At 40.6% G+C, this 21473-nt stretch carries 15 protein-coding genes, 2 tRNA genes and 1 pseudogene; 11 read left to right on the forward strand and 7 right to left on the reverse strand.

The window, feature by feature from the left end; all coding sequences use genetic code 11:
• Nucleotides 1–8: 8 nt before the first annotated feature.
• Nucleotides 9–731, forward strand: a complete 723-nt coding sequence (locus I2F62_RS05145) for a BON domain-containing protein (protein ID WP_324625955.1) — start codon at nt 9–11, stop codon at nt 729–731.
• A complete protein-coding gene (locus I2F62_RS05150; RefSeq protein WP_324625956.1) occupies nt 718–1599 on the forward strand; it encodes an alpha/beta hydrolase in 882 nt (293 codons plus the stop codon). The genes I2F62_RS05145 and I2F62_RS05150 overlap by 14 nt, the downstream gene beginning before the upstream one ends.
• An 83-nt stretch (nt 1600–1682) precedes the next feature.
• On the opposite strand, the gene nudC is transcribed toward I2F62_RS05150, so the two are convergent.
• From nudC to dnaQ, 3 genes are all read right to left on the reverse strand, one after another.
• On the reverse strand, nt 1683–2432 hold the full coding sequence (gene nudC, locus I2F62_RS05155) for an NAD(+) diphosphatase (RefSeq protein ID WP_324625957.1): 750 nt from the start codon (nt 2430–2432) through the stop codon (nt 1683–1685).
• Entirely contained in the window at nt 2433–4079 is a 1647-nt protein-coding gene (locus I2F62_RS05160) for a chemotaxis protein (RefSeq protein WP_324625958.1), read from the reverse strand.
• A gap of 116 nt (nt 4080–4195) precedes the next feature.
• Entirely contained in the window at nt 4196–5560 is a 1365-nt protein-coding gene (gene dnaQ, locus I2F62_RS05165; protein ID WP_324625959.1) for a DNA polymerase III subunit epsilon, read from the reverse strand.
• A 206-nt stretch (nt 5561–5766) separates the two neighbouring features.
• Between dnaQ and I2F62_RS05170 the strand changes: the two genes are divergently transcribed.
• From I2F62_RS05170 to I2F62_RS05205, 8 genes and pseudogenes are all read left to right on the forward strand, one after another.
• Nucleotides 5767–8976, forward strand: coding sequence for a LysM peptidoglycan-binding domain-containing protein (locus I2F62_RS05170; RefSeq protein WP_324625960.1), 3210 nt, complete (start codon nt 5767–5769; stop codon nt 8974–8976).
• Between the two features lie 20 nt (nt 8977–8996).
• Nucleotides 8997–10823, forward strand: coding sequence for an extracellular solute-binding protein (locus I2F62_RS05175; protein WP_324625961.1), 1827 nt, complete (start codon nt 8997–8999; stop codon nt 10821–10823).
• Between the two features lie 19 nt (nt 10824–10842).
• The gene (locus I2F62_RS05180; protein ID WP_324625962.1) at nt 10843–11916 is read left to right on the forward strand and encodes an ABC transporter permease subunit; all 1074 of its coding nucleotides are present in this window, start codon (nt 10843–10845) and stop codon (nt 11914–11916) included.
• Nucleotides 11917–12930: an ABC transporter permease gene (locus I2F62_RS05185; protein WP_324625963.1), complete on the forward strand. Its 1014-nt coding sequence runs from the start codon at nt 11917–11919 to the stop codon at nt 12928–12930.
• A complete protein-coding gene (locus tag I2F62_RS05190) occupies nt 12905–14509 on the forward strand; it encodes a dipeptide ABC transporter ATP-binding protein (protein WP_324625978.1) in 1605 nt (534 codons plus the stop codon). The genes I2F62_RS05185 and I2F62_RS05190 overlap by 26 nt, the downstream gene beginning before the upstream one ends.
• Before the next feature lie 164 nt (nt 14510–14673).
• Complete coding sequence (locus I2F62_RS05195) at nt 14674–15894, forward strand: glycoside hydrolase family 28 protein (RefSeq protein ID WP_324625964.1); 1221 nt, start codon at nt 14674–14676, stop codon at nt 15892–15894.
• Between the two features lie 259 nt (nt 15895–16153).
• Complete coding sequence (locus I2F62_RS05200) at nt 16154–16711, forward strand: hypothetical protein (protein ID WP_324625965.1); 558 nt, start codon at nt 16154–16156, stop codon at nt 16709–16711.
• A gap of 252 nt (nt 16712–16963) precedes the next feature.
• Nucleotides 16964–17401: pseudogene (locus tag I2F62_RS05205) on the forward strand (DUF2726 domain-containing protein); the annotation flags it as partial.
• A gap of 214 nt (nt 17402–17615) precedes the next feature.
• Here I2F62_RS05205 and I2F62_RS05210 read toward each other — a convergent pair.
• From I2F62_RS05210 to I2F62_RS05225, 4 genes are all read right to left on the reverse strand, one after another.
• Nucleotides 17616–17691 (reverse strand) — tRNA-Glu (locus tag I2F62_RS05210).
• A gap of 23 nt (nt 17692–17714) precedes the next feature.
• Nucleotides 17715–17790: transfer RNA gene (locus I2F62_RS05215), tRNA-Glu, on the reverse strand.
• 176 nt (nt 17791–17966) lie between these two features.
• Complete coding sequence (locus I2F62_RS05220) at nt 17967–18878, reverse strand: hypothetical protein (RefSeq protein WP_324625966.1); 912 nt, start codon at nt 18876–18878, stop codon at nt 17967–17969.
• Between the two features lie 108 nt (nt 18879–18986).
• Nucleotides 18987–20411 (reverse strand): amino acid permease, encoded by a 1425-nt coding sequence (locus I2F62_RS05225; protein WP_324625967.1) that lies wholly within the window; start codon nt 20409–20411, stop codon nt 18987–18989.
• A gap of 156 nt (nt 20412–20567) precedes the next feature.
• Here I2F62_RS05225 and I2F62_RS05230 point away from each other — a divergent pair, with 156 nt between their 5' ends.
• The gene (locus I2F62_RS05230; RefSeq protein WP_324625968.1) at nt 20568–21467 is read left to right on the forward strand and encodes a lysine exporter LysO family protein; all 900 of its coding nucleotides are present in this window, start codon (nt 20568–20570) and stop codon (nt 21465–21467) included.
• Nucleotides 21468–21473 lie beyond the last annotated feature (6 nt).

Consider the following 21473-nt stretch of genomic DNA (forward strand, 5'->3'; position numbering starts at 1 on the left):
TCTTCTGAGTGTCTAAACGTATCATGTTAGCCTTGTTATGTGCTGCTAGCCTATCGGGCTGTGCAAGTTTTGTTGCTGGTGGAACAGGGACGGCACCTGTAGGAACAGAAAGCGGAAACCGCTCTTTAGGGCAAGTGTTAATTGATAAATCGATTGAACGCACAGCAAATATTAATCTATATAAACTCGATGGCCGTTTTAAACAAGCGCGCGTAAATATTAAAAGTTTTCATAGCAATGTGTTGCTTACAGGACAAGTGCCAGATGCTGCGCTTAAACAATTGGCTGAAGATAACGTAAAAGCCATGAGTGATGTAAAAGCGGTCCATAATTATATTACTGTTGGCAACCAAATTAGTTATAGCACCATTATGCAAGATGCAACCGTGACCGCCAATGTACGCGGTTTAATTGCCAAAGCGCCGGTTATTTCAGACAGTAAAGTGTTGATTCACACCGAAGATGCTGTTCTGTACGTGATGGGGCGGTTAAATACGGCTGAAATTAACGATTTAAATAATGTTTTAGGGCAGGTGGGCAATGTGACCAAAATTGTGACTTTGGTGGATAATATCGACCAAACTGGCAATAACACGTTGTTAAATTCATCAGGGGTGCAAACGCCTGTAGCGGTTGATTCGACACAAATGTCACCGACCACAACCACAACACCATATACCGATCAATCGTCTTTAACGCCTGCAGCAGCGCCAAATAATGCAGCTCAATAAGCGATTTTCGATCTATCTAAACGATATAAAACAGCAGGCCAAAACTAAAATTGCTGATTTTCGAGTATATGATTTAGCGAGTCGATCTTTGAATCGACTCACACCCAAACATAGTTTTCATTTGCTTGAAAATATTGCTTATGGCGATCAACCACGTCAGCAACTCGATTTATACACCAGCTCGAGAAAAAATACACAGCAGTCATTAATTGTGTTTGTGCATGGCGGCACTTGGTCGCATGGCGATAAACAAGATTATTTATTTTTGGCTGAGAGTTTTACTCAAGAAGGCTTCGATGTTGCCATTGTTAACTACCAACTTGCCCCAGAACATATTTTTCCAAGTTATGTGAATGATTTGGTTTTGGCGCTCAATTATCTCGATCAGCATCAACATCAGTTAAAAATTTCTACAGACAATTTGGTTTTGATGGGGCATTCGGCCGGTGGATTTAACATCATGTCTGCGGTGTATTCTCCGCATGCCAACCACTTAACATGTAAAGCCAAAATTAAGGCATTAGTGGGTTTGGCTGGGCCTTATCATTTTGATTATTTGGGTGATGTTTATTTAGAACAAGCGTTTAACCCAAAGGTTCCTTATCAACAGGTTATGCCGTATTATTTTGTGGAAAAGAATCACATCGAGCATATTTTATTGCTGGCAGAAAATGATCGCTTGGTTGCAAATAGTAATACCTTAGATATGCATCAAAAATTACTAGAAGTGGGGAATCGTAGTTGTATTTATACGGTACCTAAAACTGGACATGTCACTTTAGTGGGCAGTGTTTCACGCTTTTTTAGTTCTTATTTTGAAACGCGAAATATTCTTTTAAGCAGTTTGGCGCAAGCCTTAAATAAATAACCAAGATGCTGCTTAATTTAAGCGCAAACAGGTTGTATTCAATCACTGCACGCAAGCCATGCAGTGATTGTCATTTTTAAAAATTAACGCAGGTTTTTCTGGGTAATGTGCATAATCATTTTATGTGCAATACTGCCGACACTTGGAATTTCAGGTAGTTGATCGTACGGGAAAAATTGCGCATCGCGGATTTCTTCTTCTTGTAATTGAATGTCGCCACCTGCATATTCTGCATGAAACGCAATCATTAAATTACTTGGAAAAGGCCACGGTTGGCTGCCCAAATAGCGAATGTTTTTCAGTTGTACGCCAACTTCTTCAAATGCCTCGCGTTCAACCGCTTGTTCGAGCGTTTCACCGACCTCAACAAATCCTGCGATTAAGCTATACATTTTGCCTTGATGTTTCACCGACTGCGCCAAAAGAACTTCTTTGTCATCTTTGGTGATGATGGTGATAATGCATGGATTAATGCGTGGATATTGGTGGTAGCGGCAATTCGTGCAGACCATGCAATATTCGCGTGCATGAATTTCCGTTTTATGACCGCAATGGCTACAAAAGCGATGATTACGTCGCCATTCAAGCAATTGCATGGCACGGCTGGCTTGTTCAAACTGGCTGTTGTTCCACTGTGGAATCAGTTGCCGAATCGGAACAAAGCTGAAGCCTTGCGGGGGATTTTCATTGGGTTTTAAATCTCGAGCGATGATTTGATCGCCCAATTGAAAACTTAAATCATCCTCAAGTTTTTCAACTTGAGGCAATTGCATTTGATCATCGACAAGCAATTTTTGCTCGTGAAAGATATAGGCAAGAGAAAGCTGGGTCATTTAAGCGGCACTTTGAAGTTGTTGGCTATGCGCAAGTGCAACATCAAACATCTGCGGCATCACAGGGAGCTGATTTGCACGATTTTCTAAGAGCAAGTCCGCACTGGCACACACATCTAATAGATATTGAATTTGTGTAAGATTCAGTGCATGTTGCTCGTTGATTTGCTGTTCTAAAAACTGGGCACAATTACTAAAGGCTTGCGCGGCTTTGGCGTTGTTTAAAATAAACAAAAGCGCTCCTGACATTTCTTTAAATAAATTAGGTAGGTTCTCTAGTAAATCTGCACTCGGTGCTTGCTCGTAGCTTAAAAGGCTTTGTGTTGCAAGCTCAATCACCGCTTTGAGTTCTAATGCCAAGCTTTCGTGGGCATTGTCTAGGCGGTCGAGCGCAATAGTCTTGTTATGCACACGATATTGCAATAAATCCGATTGAGATTGACGGTTAAGTAAACCTAAGTCGTTCAGTGCTTGCAATAAACTGTTCATTAGCATTTGTGCTAAGTCTTCGTTTTGCAGCGCGGATGCGTGATTCAACTGTTCAAATGGCTTTTGAATATCTGCGGCAGTATTGTTCATATTGAGTATTTTTAAAATATCAATAATTGTCTGTACCTGTTGTTTTAAATGGCTAAAACGCTCTTCACTTAAATTTAAATGATTAAATTCGATTTCTTTACGTACCGTTGTAATTTCAGCGTCTAATAAATTACAAATGGTTTGAATGGTTTTTTGATCTGGAGCCAATAATTTTTTACGATAAAAATGTAATTGGTTATCCGACAAAATATCATCGTTTAAATTTAATTGGTGACGTAATTGCTCTGCATGTGCATGATCTTGCGAAAGACAAATTGTAATTATATCGGCTAAATCTGCGACGCTGCTTTCAAAAGAAGTCGGACTTTGAATAAACCGCCCGATATTTTGTTCTAGCTGAATCAGCGCTCTTAATCGAGATGGATGAATTTGGCTTTCTTCCAAATGTTGTAACGCAAGCTTTACCAGCGACCAATACATTTGGTGTTCGGTATGTTGCGCCAAAAATGCCAAATGCTGCCCAACAAGTTTAAAACCGACGTAGTCTAGCGCATTATTTTTTTGCTTGCATGTATGCAATAAACACAGCTTATACAGCGCATGTACCGATGGGCTCGGTTGTGGTTGAACGACAGGCGCGACATCGAGCTGTAATTCAACACATTCAAGTAGGCTCGCTACTTGGTGGCCTTCACGAGTCATCGGTTTATTCAGCGCAAGTTCTAAATGATTGAGCGTTTCTAATAATAGTTGTGGAATGGTCACTTGCTCTAAACAGCTAAATTCGATATAGCGCTTTAATACAGCAAAGCCGTCGCCTAAGGTTTTAACATCGGCGGCTTGAATGTGCTGTGGATCTTGCATAATTTTTTGCATTAAATCGGCGCTGTACTGCGTCATTTTTGCTAAAAGTGGCAATTCAATTAAGTGTAAAATTTTGCCACATTGCTGTAATTGCAATAATGCATCGTCAATCCCAAATGGCAATTGTTGTTCTTCAACAAGTGTATTCACTGCTGATTCAACAAGTGTTATTGAGTTATCAATTTCTTTTTTTATAATCAGTAATGTGGTTGAATCAAAATGAATCGCTGATTGATAAGACATTAATCTACCCCTGTTTTTTGATTAAGTCATGTAATGAGGCAGGATTTAATTCTCCTGCCTACTTTGAGTAATCATATAACTAAATGCAGCGCCAGTTAAAGCCTTTTCACGCGAATTTATTCTGCAAAGAAACACGGCTTGCCATGTTTTTGCTCATATTGTGCAACCCATTGTTGATGTGCTTCAAGTTCTTGTGCTGATGCTTCAATGACCGGCAAATTTAAATCTAAAGTGAAGCTTTGCTCATGATGATTTGAATTTTGCTCGTGGTGTGACAACGCGTCCATATCAAAGGAAACTTGACCACCCGTCATGGCTAAATACACGTCAGAGAGAATCTCGGCATCGAGGAGTGCGCCATGATAAGTACGATCGCGCGCAGGAATTTCATAGCGGCGTACCAAGGCATCGAGCGAGTTTTTTTGCCCCGGATGTTTACTTTTTGCCAGTGCCAAAGTGTCAGTGACGTCACATACCGATGAGAGCGTTGGCAAGCCGACGCGTTGAAACTCCATATTTAAGAAGTTCATATCGAATGTGGCATTGTGGGCAATAATTTCTGCGCCTTTTAGGTAGTCAAATAAGGTTGCTGCAATATCGGCATAGGCGGGTTTATCTGCTAAAAATTCATCGGTAATGCCGTGAATTTCCACCGAATCGCCAACCGATTTGTCTGGGCGAATATAAATATGAATTGAGCTACCAGTGAGTTTGCGATTAATCATTTCAATCGCGCCGACTTCAACAATGCGGTCGTCATTTTGATAATAAAAACCGGTGGTTTCTGTATCCAAAATAAGTTGGCGTTTTCCATGCACTTCGTAGCTTGCAGGCGTAAGCTTAATGGCAGGGTGAATGCTGCTGGTTTGAGTTGCATCTGCTGCCGGTGCTGTTATCAAGGCTTCGGCTTCGGCTTCGGCTTCGGCTTCGGTATTTAGCTCAATTTCTTCATCGGCAAGCGCATCTTCGTTGGTATCAAAACCAAAAGGGTCATCTAGCAACCAATCCGACTCAGGCTTTTTTGTATCTTGCATGCTGTTCTCCTTTGTCGAATTCTGCTTGTGGGTTTGGTCTGCACCTAAGTTTGCAAGATGATCTGCCATTTCATTGCCGGCATGTCCCGCGTGTCCTTTAACCCAGTTCCACTCAATTTCTCGTCCATGACAAACTTGGTCTAATTTTTGCCAAAGGTCTGGATTTTTAACATCTTTCCAGTTCTTCTTTTTCCAACCATGAATCCACTGGGTAATGCCATCTTTAACGTATTTAGAGTCGGTCCAAATAATGAGTTTTGCATCCACATTACACGCCAAAATGCCTTCAATCGCCGCCGTTAGTTCCATGCGATTATTGGTCGTGTGTGCTTCACCACCATAGAGTTTTTGTTCGTGGTCGGCATGGGTAATGTATGCACCCCAACCACCTAAACCGGGATTACCGCGACAAGCGCCATCAACATATAGTGTGATTGTTTGTGACATGATACAAAATCCAAACTCAATTCAAGAGGAAAACGCAATATTCTAAACCGAAAATCGTTGTATTCGAGCATTCATAGATATTTTTTAATTTCTTGTAACATTTATGTCTAAAACAGAAGTATTTATGTTCTTGTCTGATGCATATGCTGCAATACAATGGCGCTATGTGAATCTTATAATTCTTACGACTTTGTTTGGAACCGTATATGCTTAAACCAACCACAGGATTGTGGCAACTGTCTGTACCGCAATTTTTTAAACTGTCATTCTTAAGTTCAACAATCGCTGCTTTAGCATTTACAACAGGATGTAGTTCTACTACTAGTACAACCAATCCAACCAAATCCAAACAAGTGGGTAGTGGTGATTATTTAGATGCATCTTCTTTAGATTCCTTGCAAGACTTATTGTCTGCAACCGACATGCGTGCGGTTGAAGGCGATCGCCTATTAATTTTAAAACATGGTGATGTCTGGAAGCGGATTGCTGTGGGTTTTAAAATGGATGAAAACCATTGGGACCCACGTATTGATGCACAGCGCAGTTGGTTTATTTCACGGCAGCCTTATTTAGATCGTTTAAGTGCGCGTGCCAGTCGTTACTTATATCACACCGTAAAAGAAGCAGAACGTCGTGGTATGCCGACCGAACTGGCACTGTTACCAGTGATTGAAAGTTCATACGACCCAGCTGCGACCAGTTCTGCATCGGCTGCAGGTTTGTGGCAGTTTATTCCAAGTACAGGTCGTATTTACGGCTTACAGCAAACGGGTTCTTATGATGCGCGCCGTGATGTGGTTGAATCGACTCGCGCAGCTTATGAATTTCTTGGCAGTTTATATAATCAATTTGGGTCGTGGGAGTTGGCACTGGCGGCATATAACGCGGGGCCGGGGCGTGTGCAACAAGCGATTAACCGTAATGCCGCCGCAGGCTTACCGACCGATTATTGGTCTTTAAAACTGCCTGCCGAAACCATGAACTATGTGCCGCGGTTTTTAGCTGTTGCGCAAATTGTGAAAAACCCGCGCGCTTATGGGGTAAATTTACCGCCAATTGCTAACCGACCACACTTTCGTGAAGTTAAAGTGCCGGCCGGCGCTTCTTTAAATGATATTTCGAGCTTAACTGGATTAAGCCGTACCGAATTGTATTCATTAAATCCGGGTTATCGTGGCGAAAATATCGACCCTGCAAGTCCGGGTCGCATTTTAATTCCATCGGATATTAGCCCAGCGGTAGATAAAAAACTCACGGCGCTTAAAACCAATTATAGTGGTTCAAGTGCTGGCTTATTTGCCAACAATTCACCTGCAACCACATCGAATGTAACGGTTTTGACACCAAGTAAGACGACACCGCCACCGATTACAACCACGCCGAGCACCAATCCGAATTTAGCCGCAGCGATTAGTCGTCCAAGTACAGCTAATCCGGTGAAACCTGCGCTTAAAAACACACCGCAAGATGCCAGTGCTTTAGCAATGTTTGCCAATAATGCCGATGTGCCAAGTGCACCGCGTATTCCTGTTGCTGTTGCAACTGCAACTGAGGTGAAAAAGCCAATTTCGGTTGAACCGCCAATTTCATCGCAAGAGCGCACGCGGATTGAGTCTGAAATTCGCGCAGACAATTTAAAAAATGAAACGGTCAAAAAAGTAATCGATCCTGTAGCATCGACTGCCGAGCAACAGCAAGTGGTCAATGAAATTAAATCCATTGCACCAACGGGGACAGAAATTGTCGATCCATACGATGGAAAAATTAAGTTAACCGCCATTCAAACCAGTTTATCGGTTGCGGAAAATCAGGGTAAAGAAGTCAGCAAGAGCTTTGCGTATCCTAAGCAATTGGTGGATGCGACCCCTGCAACTTCGCCAGATGTACAACGGAACCAAGGCAAAAACTTTATTAAAACCGATACCGATGTGGTTGTGGTTGCACCTAAAGGTGTAAGAACCACGTATACGGTTATTGCGGGCGACACTTTAGCCATTATTGCAATGAAAAACGGTGTGGCATGGCGCGATATTGCCAAGTGGAACCAGATTGATCCAGATGCGCCGTTATTTACAGGCACCAAGTTATATTTGTACGATGCAAAGCCACAGGCCAATAGCAGCACAAAAAATACCGTGCCAGACAGTTACACAGTTAAAGCCAACGAAAGCTTGACCAGTATTGCTTCACAGTTTGGCTTAACGGTCAAACAGTTGGCAGATTGGAATGATTTAAGTGTGAGTAGTAATTTATTGGTTGGGCAAAAACTGAGTTTAAAAGCACCCTCCGATACATCTTCTCGCACGCCTGTAACGCAGACTGCAAACAATAAATCGAGTAAAGTTAAAACCAAAGTTTATGTGGTAAAACGTGGCGAATATTTAAAAATAATTGCCGATCGTTATGCGTTATCTGTGCCTGAATTGGTCGATCTAAACACTGGATTATCTGCATCTAGCGCCTTAATGGTTGGGCAAAAAATTAATGTGCCGTTGCAAGAGGTAGAGGCTGAAAAAACCACAGCAGATACCAGCAAACGTGGCGCTGAAAAAATTGCCACAGAAAGCTATAAAGTACAACGTGGCGATACTTTAAATAGCATTGCAGCAAAATCTAAAATGTCTTTGGCCGATTTTGCCCAGCTCAATAACCTAAAAACCAGCAGCAATGTACGTGTTGGACAGGTGTTGAAAGTGCCTGAAGGCACCAATGTGCCCGATGTTTACACGGTTAAAAGTGGCGATAATTTATCCAATATTGCTAGCCAATATAATTTAAATTTAGACGATGTTGCCAAGTTAAACGGTTTAAAACGTAATTCGGGCGTGCGTGTTGGTCAGCGTTTGAAATTAACCGGAGATTTACCTGCGGACGATAAAAGCGATGACAGCAATAGCTCAACTTATGTGGTGAAATCTGGCGATACCTTAGCCAGTGTTGCGAAAAAATATTATCTTAAACAAGCCTATCTTGCCGATTTAAATGGCTTAAAAGTATCTGCGAAGTTGCATTCAGGTCAATCTTTAAAATTAACTGAAGATAAAGCCTCTGCGCCAGATCGCTCATCGAGCACCAGTACAGCAAGTTCAAAATCGGCGGCAAGCACATTGCCGAAAAATACCGAAAGCTATACGGTTCAGGCGGGTGAGTCCTTAACCAGTTTGGCGAGTCGATACAGTTTAAGTGTTAAAGATTTGGCCGATTTAAATGGTTTAAGCGCAAAAACAAGTTTACGCCGTGGACAAAAAATTAATGTGCCAAAACTAACTGTAAGCTACAAGGTGAAATCGGGGGATTCGCTGATTCGTTTGGCATCGAAATACAATGTCGATGTTAAAACTTTAGCGGATATGAACAATTTAGAACCGAGTGCATCGTTACGTTTAGGCACAACCTTAAAAGTGCCGAATCAATAAACCAGCATGGTTAAGTCGGCATGAAAATATGGGGTGTTGTGACTGCTGGATGGCTGTTGTTCAGTTCAGTGACAACGGCAAAAGTGATCACAACACCTTATATTGCCTTAGATGGTTCTGCACGCTATAGCCACTTGTCTGCAATGCCTTATGCCAACCCCAAGGCGGTTAAAGGCGGTTATTTAATTCGTGCCAGTATTGGCACATTTAATAATTTAAACAGCATGAATGGTTTGGGCAGTTCAACCGAAGGGGTGAATTTGTTGTTCGACAGTTTGATGAGCAAATCATTAGACGAGCCGAATGTGTTTTATCCCTTGGTGGCTAAAGCGGTAAGCTTCGACCCCAAACAGCTTGACTCCGTTATTTTTCATTTAAATCCCAAAGCCCATTTTAGTAATGGTCAGCCCTTAACATCTAATGATGTGAAATTCAGTTTTGATACCTACCAAACCCAGTCGAATTTCGGTTTGCAAATGTATTTGTCTGACTTAGCCAAAACCGAAGTTGTGGATAAATATTCGGTTAAGTTTTATTTTAAATCTGCACATCATCCCGAAATGTTGGCCATTTTGGCAACATTACCGTTGTATTCGCGTATGGACTGGCAACATAAAGATTTTAAGCGGGTGTCGTTGCTTCCCATTTTAGGTTCAGGGCCTTATTTAATTGAGCATATTGATGCTGGACGTAGCATTCGTTATAAGCGTAATCCGAATTATTGGGGTAAAGATTTAGCGGTCAATCGCGGGCGTTATAATTTTAATCAGTTGCAATATAATTATTATCGTAATTTAGATGTGGCATTTGAGGCCTTTAAAGCCGGCGAATATACTTTGCAACAAGAAAATAACGCGAGTAGATGGGCCACAGCGTACCATTTTCCTGCGCTTAGCCAAGCTAAAGTGGTGAAATATTCGTTTTCTCACCAAAACCCAATTAGTTCACCGGCTATTGTGTTTAATACACGTCGCGCCCCGCTGAATGATATTTATCTGCGCCAAGCCATGACCTACGCTTACGATTTTGAATGGCAAAACAAAGCGTTATATTATGGTCAATATCGTCGCTTAGAAAGTTATTTTGCCAACAGTGAACTTGCAGCAAAAGGTAAACCTAGCCCCGCCGAGTTGAAACTATTGCAGCCGTGGTTGGCAAAATTAAATCCAGTGATGCGACAAGGCGTACTGAGCGATTTGCATTATCCTGTGTCTGATGCGACAGGCTTTAATCGCAAAAATCTGATTTTGGCTCAACAACTTTTATATAAAGCGGACTATCGTATTCAACACGGGCAATTATTCGACGTAACAGGCAAAGCGGTGAAATTTGAATTTTTATTAAATTCAAATGATCCATCGACCATGTTAATCTCTTTTGTGCGTAACCTGAAAAAATTGGGGATTCAGGTCAATTTGCGTCAGGTAGATATGCCTCAATATTTAGAGCGAATGCGCCGTTACGATTTCGATTTAAGCTTGAATAATATGCCACAAAGTCTGACCCCTGCGCGTGAGCAAATGCAGTTTTGGGGCGGCCAAGCTGCAACACAAATTGGAAATTATAATTATGCCGGAATACAAAATCCGGCTATAGATGCTGCAATTTCAGCCATGCTGCATGCGAAAAATAGAGCTGAATTGCTGGTTGCCACGCATGTGTTAGATCGGCTGTTAAGGGCGGGGTATTATCAAATACTCAGTTATGGCAGCGGCGAAATTTGGTATGCCTATTGGAATATGTATCGTCAGCCACAGCGCCGGCCAAAGTTATCGGCAGGCATAGATTATTGGTGGTCTGATCCAACAGCACAGGCGCAAATACAGCACTATTTGCATCAACATTAACCCAAGCTTGGTAAAAATTATGGCGATATACATTTTTAAACGGCTGGTGTTAATGATTCCAACGCTGTTTTTTATTTTGCTGATTAATTTTTGCATTGTGCAAATTGCACCCGGCGGCCCTGTAGAACAACGCATTCAACAGATTGAACAAGGTCAATTTGGTGTATTGGGCAACAATGAAAACGGCACAACTAGCCCCGCGCAATATTATCAGGGCGCACGTGGTTTAAGCCCAGAAATTATTGAAAAAATTAAAGCGCAATATGGCTTTGATCAACCTGCGTATGTGCGTTTTTGGCAGATGCTAAAGGCGTATTCACATTTCGATTTTGGCGAGAGCTTTTTTAAAGGCAAAAAAGTCAGTGAATTATTGTGGGAAAAAATGCCTGTAACTTTGTCGTTAGGTGGATGGAGCAGTCTGCTAATTTATGCTTTGGCAATTTATTTAGGCATACAAAAAGCCAAACGCAAAGGCACGATTTTTGACCAAACCACATCTTTGTTTTTAGCCATGAGTTACGCCGTGCCCATGCTTGTTTTTGGCATTTTGCTGATTGTGTTTTTTGCAGGCGGCTCATATTTTCAATGGTTTCCATTACAAGGTTTAGTTTCTGAAAATTTTGCCCAATTAAGTGTTTTTGGAAAAATAAAAGACTACTTTTGGCATTTGGCGCTGCCATTATTGACCATGGTTTTGGGCGGCTTAGCAAGCTTAAGTGGTTTAACCAAATATTCATTTATTGAAGAAATGCACAAACAATATGTAATCGCTGCTCGTGCCAAAGGTTTAACCGAAAACCGCGTATGGACTGGCCATATTTTTAAAAATGCGATTTTAGTATTGGTTGCCAGTTTACCTGAAACTTTAATTGGTGTTTTTTTTGCAGGCACATTATTTGTTGAAATCTTATTTAATTTAGACGGTTTGGGTTTACTTGGATTTGAAGCCGTATCGCAACGAGATTATCCCGTTATTTTTGGATTATTGTTTGTCTGTACCTTAACCGGCATGCTCCTACGTTTATGTGGGGATGTGCTGTATTTGTGGCTTGATCCACGGCTGCATTTTCATTCAATAGGGGACAATAGTTAAATGTCACCCATTCTGCATGCAGGTTTTACACGCTTTAGGCAAAACCGATTGGGTTTTTTGAGCTTTATGTTATTTGCTTGCATCTCGCTGCTTTCATTTGGCGCGACCTTTATAAGCAACGACAAACCGCTGTTAGTGCATTATCAGCAGCACTATTATTTTCCAGTGTTTAAGGCTTATCCTGAAACAACGTTTGGCGGTGTGTTTTTCACAGAAACCGATTACCGAGACCCTGCGGTGCAACAGTTAATTCAAGCACAGGGATGGATGATTTGGCCAATATTTCGCTATGCTGCTGATACGCCTAATTTGGCTTTGAATGTGCCTGTGCCTTCAAAACCAAGTGCAGAAAATTGGTTGGGGACAGATGACCAAGGTCGAGATGTTTTGGCACGTATTTTATATGGTTTACGTATCTCAATTCTTTTTGCGTTTGCGCTGACGCTTGCCTCAAGCGTATTCGGCATATTGATTGGCGCGATACAAGGCTATTACGCAGGCTGGGTCGACTTAATCGGGCAGCGTGTTTTAGAAGTCTGGGGCAGTTTACCCATGCTGTTTATGGTCATGATTTTAGTGAATAGTTTTAGTCCAAACATCTATTGGTTATTCCTCATTATGTTGTTTTTTGCATGGACGGCCTTGGTTGGATTGGTGCGTGCTGAGTTTTTACGTAGTCGAAATCTAGACTATGTTCGTGCGGCAAAAGCCTTAGGCGTGGCTGAATACGTTATTATTTGGCGGCATATTCTGCCCAATGTGCTCAGTTCTAGCGTATCGCAATTGCCTTTTATTTTTGCGGCCAATATTAGTGCACTAACGGCACTAGATTTTTTAGGTTATGGCTTAGCACCAGATAGCGCCTCTTTAGGCGAATTATTATTACAAGCGAAAAATAATTTGCATGCCCCGTGGTTGGCCGTTGCAGGATTTTTAACGCTAAGCATGGTTTTATCCTTACTCATCTGTATGGGAGATGCGGCACGTGATGCCTTTGACCCAAAACAAAACTAATACTGTGCTATTAAAAGTCGAACATTTAACCGTACACCATGCACAACAAGTTTTGGTCGATGATTTAAATTTTGAATTAAATACAGGGCAAACACTGGCGATTATTGGCGAAAGTGGTTCGGGAAAAACGCTCAGTCAATTGGCTATTTTAGGCTTACTGCCAAAACAATTAAAGGTTTCGGGTAAAGCATATTTTAAAAATACCGAATTGCTGAGCTTATCTGCAACAGCGTTGGAAAATATTCGAGGTAAAAAAATTGCCTTTGTATTTCAAGACCCAATCATGGCGCTGAACCCACTACACCGAGTTGAACATTTAATTGGTGAAATGCTTTTACATGATGGAATGAAGCCCAAAGCGGTGCGACAACGTGTTCTTGAATTGTTAAATCAGGTCGGATTATTCAATGCCGAGCAAAAGTTAAAGCTTTATCCGCATCAATTATCTGGGGGAGAACGGCAACGCGTGATGATTGCAGTGGCATTGGCACAAAACCCCGATGTGCTGATTGCCGATGAACCCACCACCGCTTTAGATTTCTTGCTGCAAATACAAATTTTAAATTTATTAAAACAGTTGCAACAACAACGCAATATGGCACTTATTTTAATTAGCCATGATTTGGCTTTGGTGCGACATTATGCCGATGATGTATTGCTGATGCAGGCAGGAAAAACGCTTGAACAAGGCCCGATGCAAGACGTCTTTTCTCAGCCCAAACATAGCGATACACAACAGTTTTTACAACACGACTTTGGACGTGCCGAAAAAATTCATTCGCCATCGCATGTATTATTAGAATTAAAACAATTAACGGTTCAGTTTCCTCACACAAAAACATGGTTTAAACGACATTCTAAGCCGCATATTGCCTTAGCACCAATGGATTTAAAACTAAACCGAGGCGAGTCCATTGGCATTGTGGGAGAAAGTGGTTCGGGAAAAACCTCATTGGCATTGGCGGTTGCAAGGCTTGTCATCAGTCAGGGCGAAATTTTGTTTTTAGGGCAAGATTTAAATCAGTTAAAAGAAAAACAATTACGACCACAGCGCACGCAATTTCAAATGGTCTTTCAAGATCCTTACAGCAGCTTGAATCCACGCTTAAGTGTTGCACAAATTTTGGATGAAGGCTTAAGCTTAACTCAGCATTTAACCGCAGAGCAACGTCATGCACAAATGATTGCCGCTTTAGAATCGGTTGAATTATCCAGTTTATATTTGAATCGGTATCCGCATGAATTATCTGGCGGACAACGACAACGGGTAATTTTGGCCAGAGCATTAATTTTAAAACCCAAGTTGTTAATTTTAGATGAAGCAACATCATCGTTAGATCAAACCACTCAACGGAGTATTGTCCAGCTGTTAAAACGATTACAACAACAAATGCAGATGAGCTATTTAGTGATTAGTCATGATTTGCAATTGGTTCGGGCCATGTGCCAACATATTTTAGTGCTGAATCGTTCGCAGGTGATTGAATTTCAACCGACTGAGCAATTGTTTAATACGCCAAAAATGGCATATACCAAGCAATTGTTGCTTGCCAATCAATATTTAATGCGAAATAAGTGAGGTTTTTTTAATTTAAATTGTTATGTGTGATTTAACGCAATCAATAATTTGAATATGATAAATTTTCATGATAAATAACAAATAGATAACAAAAATATTTAATAAAATATCAGAAGTGAATCTAAGATCAAGCGCTCTTATTATTCTTTTGAGAATCTCCTTTTATGTTTAATTATGCTCGTATTTATTCAACAGGGATTGTGTTGTGCGCCAGCATAACCAGCATGCATTCTGCGCTCGCTGCAGATACCCGAACAGTGACGGAACCTGTTATTCCAACTGCATGTACAATTTTAAAAGCAACCGGTAACGATGCAACGCAAATCATCCAAAAAGCGTTAAATAGTTGCTCAAATGGTCAAGCGGTGAAATTAGTTGCCAATGGCTCGCAAGGGAGTTTTTATTCTGGTGCGTTAGTGATTCCATCGGGCGTGAGCTTATGGGTCGATCAAGGTGCAAGCTTACGCGCATTAAATAAAGCCAGTGCTTTTGATAACGGTAGTGGCACATGCGGTACCTTAGATAAAAAAGGCAATGGCTGCTCGGCACTCATTACGATGAACTCTAATGTAAATTCAGGTATTTATGGTGCAGGGACCATTGATGGGCAAGGCGGTGCGACATTAACTGACAAAAACGTGAGTTGGTGGACATTGGCGCAACAAGCCAAAACGTCTGGCAGCAAGCAAAATGCACCACGCTTAGTTCAAATTAACAAAGGCAAAAATATTACCTTATATAAAATCACCTTAAAAGATTCACCAAATTTCCATGTGGTGTTTAAACAAGGTGATGGTTTAACTGCGTGGAAAGTCACCATCAATACGCCAAAAACAGCGCGTAACACCGATGGTATCGATCCAATTTCATCGAAAAACGTGACTGTAGCGCATAGCTATATTAGTACTGGCGATGACAACGTTGCAATTAAAGCCAATGCTGGCGCTGGTTCATCAAGCAATATGAGCTTTATTGACAATAACTTTGGCGCGGGTCATGGTTTGTCTATTGGTAGTGAAACCACAGACGGTGTTTATAACATTGATGTGAAAGGCTTGACGCTAAACGGTACCACCAATGGCTTACGCATTAAGAGTGATGCTTCTGCTTCAGGCGAAGTCTCTAATGTAAATTATACTGGCGTGACCATGACCAATGTGCCTAATGCAATTGTAATGGATACGATTTATGAGAAAAAATCGGGCAGCACCAAAGCCAATTGGCACGATGTGAACTATAACAACGTGACGGTGAATGGTGCGTCTAAATTCATTTTTAATGGGACCAATGCATCGAAACCATTGTCTGCAAGCATGCGTAATATGAATTTATCCAATGCAAAAATTACTTGGACTAAAGTGAATGCGAATGTTTTGCAGTTCTAATTAAAATGCTGCACATTCATTGAAGCTTTAAAAAATCTACCGATTATCTGTCGGTAGATTTTTTTTGTCGATTAAAAGCGGAAGCAAAAATCTTAAAAGTTTTTCGCTTGCCAAATACATGCTCAGTTCCTATTCTTCTTTTATTGATTTCTCGGTGGTAAGTTTTCAGTTTAGGATGCAATGTACAGCGTCTTTTGATTTTTAACAGCAATAAACTAAATGAACGAATGATAAAAATCCAAAAAGGAATCTCTAAAATATGTCTTTATCTCAAGATCTTAACAACATTCGTGATCGCATCAATGAACTATTTGGAGTACTCACAAGACAAAATGATTTTGACTCTAGCGTAACCGAAGATGATCTTTATCATTTTATTGGTAGCGATTATGAGGAATATTACAAACATAAATGGTTTAAAGACGGTGTGTACGGACAGCGTAAACTCACTTCTTTGAATATCGGCGCATTCTTTTTTACATTTACATGGTTTTACTATCGCAACATGCGCACGTGGGGCAACCTTGTCATGTTTGCAGGCATTCTATTAATCATGAAATTTGAGCTGAGCGTTGGTCTGCTTATTTGCGTGTTTTCTGGATTTTTTGGAAATGACTTGTACTATCGCTTTTGTGTAAATTGCATCAAAAAAATTAAAAATAAACATCCTAATATGCATGCAGAAGAACACAAGATGCAACTGGTTAACGCACCAGAAGGTAAACCAAGCATTCTTAAAGTGATGATGCTCCGCGATCTAATCGTCCTTGCAGTGATGCTTCTGGCTTTTTATTGGTACTTGAATTTTGGCCGTTGATTTTCTAACAGCTAAACAGCCATTCTGTAAGTATGTATTTTGGGGGGGAGACTTTATTTGGATTTCTTTAAATCGTATTGCGTATTTTTATTCAATATTTTTGCTTCAATGGCATCATAATTCACGGCCATGTCGGTATGGAAAGTATGTTTATCAATTGAAATTAAAGCAAATAAATTTGATTTTACTTTGAATATAATAGCTTAGCTCATTTAGAATGCTCGCGATAATTTTGATAAGTGAGTAAACATCATGGGGATGCTAATTTTTTTAGTAATTATTGGGGCTGTATTATTTTTTTTGAAAAACTTAAAAAATGAACAAGGTAGCAAAGGAAATCGCACACCGATAACAGGAAAAAGACCATTAACCATGAATGAACAACCTATGTTCATACGTTTAATCGAATCGTTACCCGAATATGGTGTTTTGGCACAGGTTGCATTTAGTTCATTTATGACGGCAAAAGGTTATGCAACAAGAAACTTGTTCAATCGTAAAGTGGCTGATTTCGTTGTTATTGATAAAAATTTTAATGTTGTGGCAATTGTTGAATTAGATGACTCATCACATAAAGGGCGTGAAAATAACGATGCAAATAGAGATGCATTGGTTAATGAAGCCGGATTTAGAGTCATTCGATATAACCGCACACCAGAAAAAAGCCAAATTCGATCAGATTTCGGCTTATTATAATTTGTCATACAAGCCCTTTGAACGGTTAATTTAAAGGGCTAAGCGCTCTCGGTAATGTAAGAAAATAATCAATTTTAAAATAGATAAAGAGCAGGTTACGGAGATAAACATAAACCAATTGATAGATATAACCGAATTAAAGATAATCGGCAAAAGTTTAAAGCCATAAAAAAAGCCCAAATATTAAATAGTTGGGCTTTTTTGAATTTGGCGTCCCTACGGGGATTCGAACCCCGGTTACCGCCGTGAAAGGGCGATGTCCTAGGCCTCTAGACGATAGGGACTTCTAGAGTATTCTGAATTTAAGTGGCGTCCCTACGGGGATTCGAACCCCGGTTACCGCCGTGAAAGGGCGATGTCCTAGGCCTCTAGACGATAGGGACACATCAGAAGGTGGGCGTATATTAGGGTGAATCTAAAAAGCTGTCAAACACTTTTTTAAATAAAAAGCATATTTGGGGTTTGAGTGCCTAAAAAATGTCACATTGTCTGCAAAAAAATGGATTTTGCTGAAAATATCAGCAGTTTTAATGATTTAAGTCAAATTTAAAAATTTGACTTACTGAAATTCGGGATGAAAACTAAAGTCATATAACTGTTCAAGAATGCAGCGAATGACCAAAGGATGTTGTAGGTATCCCATAATTTCATGCGGTTTATCAATAAAGGTGGTAATCAGTTGATTGTGCACGGGAGGTTGAAAATCAAAAAGTGGCGCTTGCATTGGGAATGTTGTTAGATAATCATCTTGAGCAAAGAAGTTATACCAATCGCCAGATAGTGTCTTTGGACGTTGCATAGGAGGCTCAAGATGGCGTTGTACCACATTAAATGGTAACGGTGAGGCCAATGTAATAAAACGCTCAATTTGGTACTGTTCTGGTAGTTCTTGCAAAATATTGTAGGCAATGACCGTACCGAGTGAATGCGCAATTACAATGTGTTTCTCGTTTGGTTCAAAACACGACAAAATACGTTCATGCACTTGTTGTTTAAATGTTGGGTCATACCAATACAAATAGGCTTCAGAAATAAATTTTTGCACTAAGGATTCGTGAAAATCTGGAAAATGGTTCAATAAAATCACCATTTCTTTTAAAACACGGTCTTTTGCCAATTGTGAAAGTAAGAAAAATTTATTTTTGAGTGAATAGGGTTGGTCTTGGGCATAATGCGGCAGTAGCGGAATTTCTAAGGCTTTTTTAATATTGTGGCTATTGCGCTCACGCAGTTTAGGAAGCTTGTCGAAAAAAGACCAGTTTGGAAGCATGGTATTAATATCTAAGGCATTTTTTTGATTATGTTGCGTTAAAATATCGCCATAAAAAGGGAAGGCGAGTTGAAGATCATCTACATCTAAGGGTAAATTATTCTTTTGTAGCCCAAGATTAAACACTTTTAGCCAGTAAGATTGAAAGCTGTGCGCATCGAGGCTTTGTTGATTGATGCCATGAATAAAAATAATTTTCATACAAAATTCAAATAATCTATGGGGGGAACTTTATTGAAAGTATAAGCCCATATAAAAAAAGTGTAGCACTTAGCTACACTTTTATAATAAAAAACAAATGTCTAACAATTAGTTAGAGCTCTTGTTTTTATAAAATACAAAATGGCTTAAATAACACAGTGCAATAAAAATAATGCAGCTATAAAAGCCCGGCAGCATTGAGCTGTCTTGGGTCATACTAATACCCGTAATGACACAGAAAACAAAACCTAAAATGGGGGTAATTGGGAACAGCGGCGCGGCAAAGCGTAAATCTGAGGCTTTGTGTCCCGACTTGTACCACTGGCGACGGAAGTTAAATTGGCACAGACAAATTGCGGTCCATACAATCACCATGGTAAATGCGGCAATGCCCAATAAGTTCTTGAAGATGGTTTCAGGGGCAAATTGTTCTGACAATAAACCGGGAATTGCGCCAAACATGGTCACAATAATAGCGACAATCGGCGTGCCCGATTTGGTAAGTTTCGAAAACACTTGTGGCAACTGTTTTTTGGCAGACAATGCCCACATCATGCGTGAAGCGGCATATAAGCCAGAGTTCGCTGCAGACAACAATGCCGTGATAATCACAAAGCGAATGATATCTTCTGCATAGGGAATGCCAATATAAGCAAAGACGGTTACAAATGGGCTGCTGCTGACTTGGCTTGAACTTAAACCCGCTTGCTGATACGGCAATAAAGCACTAATCACCACAATGGTACCTACAAAGAAGATCAGTAAGCGCCAAATGGCTGCATTAATGGCTTTCGGTACATTCTTGGCCGGATCTTCCGTTTCTCCCGCGGCAACACCAATTAATTCGGTGCCTGAAAAGGCAAAGTTGACAATCAACATGGTCGAAAAAATAGGGAATAAACCTTGAGGGAACCAACCCTGAGCCGTTAAATTATGAAATAACGGTGCGTGTTCCATGCCATGAAACGGAATGAAACCTAAAATGGCCATCAGTCCAAGTACAATAAAACCAATAACCGTGACAACCTTGATCAGCGCAAGCCAAAATTCAGATTCAGCAAACATGCGGGTCGAGCTAATATTTAAAATAAATACCAGTGCTGCAAAAATGACCGTCCAAATCCACATCGACACATGCGGGAACCATTCTTGCATCAGCAAGGCCGCCGCAGTAAATTCAGTGCCTAGCGTAGCTGTCCATGTCAGCCAATACAGCCAAGTAATCATGTAGCCTGTACCTGGGCCGATATATTTATTGGCATATTCACCAAATGAGCCAGAAACTGGCATATGTACAGCAAGTTCTCCTAAGCAGAGCATGACCATATAGGCAATCAGTCCGCCAAGGAAGTAAGAAATAATGGCACCTACAGGCCCCGTCTGTGCAATGACTTCACCCGAACCTAAAAATAGGCCTGTGCCAATGGCACCACCTAGTGACAACATCACCAAGTGTCGGGTACTCATAGCGCGTTTAAGTGGCGCAGAATTGCCCTGATGCGAAGCATCATTCGGAGAGTGAGATGGCTGCATAAAATTAGTAAATACAGAAAATGAAGCGGGCTATTGTAGAGAAAACCGATAAATGTGCAATAGTGAACTTTAATCGTGCAAATACACAGCCGCGCTGAAAAATGCTACAGTGCCTTGGTTTTTGTGAATATATTTAAAGATGGATTAAAAATTAGAATGTTAAGTTTGTTATGGAATTCATTGGCGCCAATTTTGTTGGCACTCATTTTCGGATGGGGATTTGGAAAATTTGCAACAAATACGCTAAAAACCAAACTGATTAAAAGCATTACCTATTTGGTTTGGCTGCTTCTAGTGTCGATTGGTTTTCAGTTTGCGCAAGTATTGGCGGACCCGCATATTGGGTTAAAAGTAATTTTAAATGCTGTAATGTACGCGTCAGTATTATCGCTGATAACATTTTTATGTTTATATCGTGGTCGAAGCCAAGTGGTCGCTGAACACGCGACTAAAAGCTTAAAAGAGATTATTACACCCATTAAGGAATGCTTAATTGCGGTGCTTATGGTCATGATGGGTGTTGGGCTGTATTTGCTTTTTCATCACACAGGATCATCCGCCAATGTATCTAGCAATTTGCTGTATGTGCTGATTTTTCTGATCGGTATCGATTTATCTACCGTACAATTGCAAAGCTTGACTGCCAAACATTTTAGTGTTCCTGCAATAGCAATTGTAGCTATGTTGGTTTCTGCTGCAATGGTTTCTGTATTTACCCATTATCCAATGATGACTTTGATGATGGTTGGCAGCGGTTTTGGTTGGTTTAGTTTATCGGGCTCTTTGGTTGCGACATTAAGCAACACCGAACTGGGCAGTTTTGCACTGTTAACCGATTTAATGCGTGAATTTTACGCTATTGCATTGTTGTATCTGTTGGGGCAGAAAATGCCATATCCTGTGATTGGGGTATGTGGCGCAACTTCAATGGATTCGACTTTGCCGTTTGTGAAAAAGAATTGTTCACAGACTGATGTGCAAATTGCAATTTTTAGTGGCTTTGTTTTAACGCTGTTAGCACCATTTTTGATTGTGCTGTTTGCATCGTTTCAATGAAGATTG

The sequence above is a fragment of the Acinetobacter sp. MD2(2019) genome, from assembly GCF_035615615.1.
In the GTDB taxonomy this organism is placed as follows: domain Bacteria; phylum Pseudomonadota; class Gammaproteobacteria; order Pseudomonadales; family Moraxellaceae; genus Acinetobacter.

Bases quoted from the DNA above. Each gene is read 5' to 3' on its own strand.
- I2F62_RS05160 (WP_324625958.1), bottom strand. From the start codon at position 4,079: ATGTCTTATCAATCAGCGATTCATTTTGATTCAACCACATTACTGATT.
- I2F62_RS05185 (WP_324625963.1), top strand. From the start codon at position 11,917: ATGTCACCCATTCTGCATGCAGGTTTTACACGCTTTAGGCAAAACCGA.
- I2F62_RS05195 (WP_324625964.1), top strand. From the start codon at position 14,674: ATGTTTAATTATGCTCGTATTTATTCAACAGGGATTGTGTTGTGCGCC.
- I2F62_RS05230 (WP_324625968.1), top strand. From the start codon at position 20,568: ATGTTAAGTTTGTTATGGAATTCATTGGCGCCAATTTTGTTGGCACTC.
- I2F62_RS05190 (WP_324625978.1), top strand. From the start codon at position 12,905: ATGCCTTTGACCCAAAACAAAACTAATACTGTGCTATTAAAAGTCGAA.
- I2F62_RS05175 (WP_324625961.1), top strand. From the start codon at position 8,997: ATGAAAATATGGGGTGTTGTGACTGCTGGATGGCTGTTGTTCAGTTCA.
- I2F62_RS05225 (WP_324625967.1), bottom strand. From the start codon at position 20,411: ATGCAGCCATCTCACTCTCCGAATGATGCTTCGCATCAGGGCAATTCT.
- I2F62_RS05170 (WP_324625960.1), top strand. From the start codon at position 5,767: ATGCTTAAACCAACCACAGGATTGTGGCAACTGTCTGTACCGCAATTT.
- I2F62_RS05220 (WP_324625966.1), bottom strand. From the start codon at position 18,878: ATGAAAATTATTTTTATTCATGGCATCAATCAACAAAGCCTCGATGCG.
- dnaQ (WP_324625959.1), bottom strand. From the start codon at position 5,560: ATGTCACAAACAATCACACTATATGTTGATGGCGCTTGTCGCGGTAAT.
- nudC (WP_324625957.1), bottom strand. From the start codon at position 2,432: ATGACCCAGCTTTCTCTTGCCTATATCTTTCACGAGCAAAAATTGCTT.
- I2F62_RS05180 (WP_324625962.1), top strand. From the start codon at position 10,843: ATGGCGATATACATTTTTAAACGGCTGGTGTTAATGATTCCAACGCTG.
- I2F62_RS05150 (WP_324625956.1), top strand. From the start codon at position 718: ATGCAGCTCAATAAGCGATTTTCGATCTATCTAAACGATATAAAACAG.
- I2F62_RS05200 (WP_324625965.1), top strand. From the start codon at position 16,154: ATGTCTTTATCTCAAGATCTTAACAACATTCGTGATCGCATCAATGAA.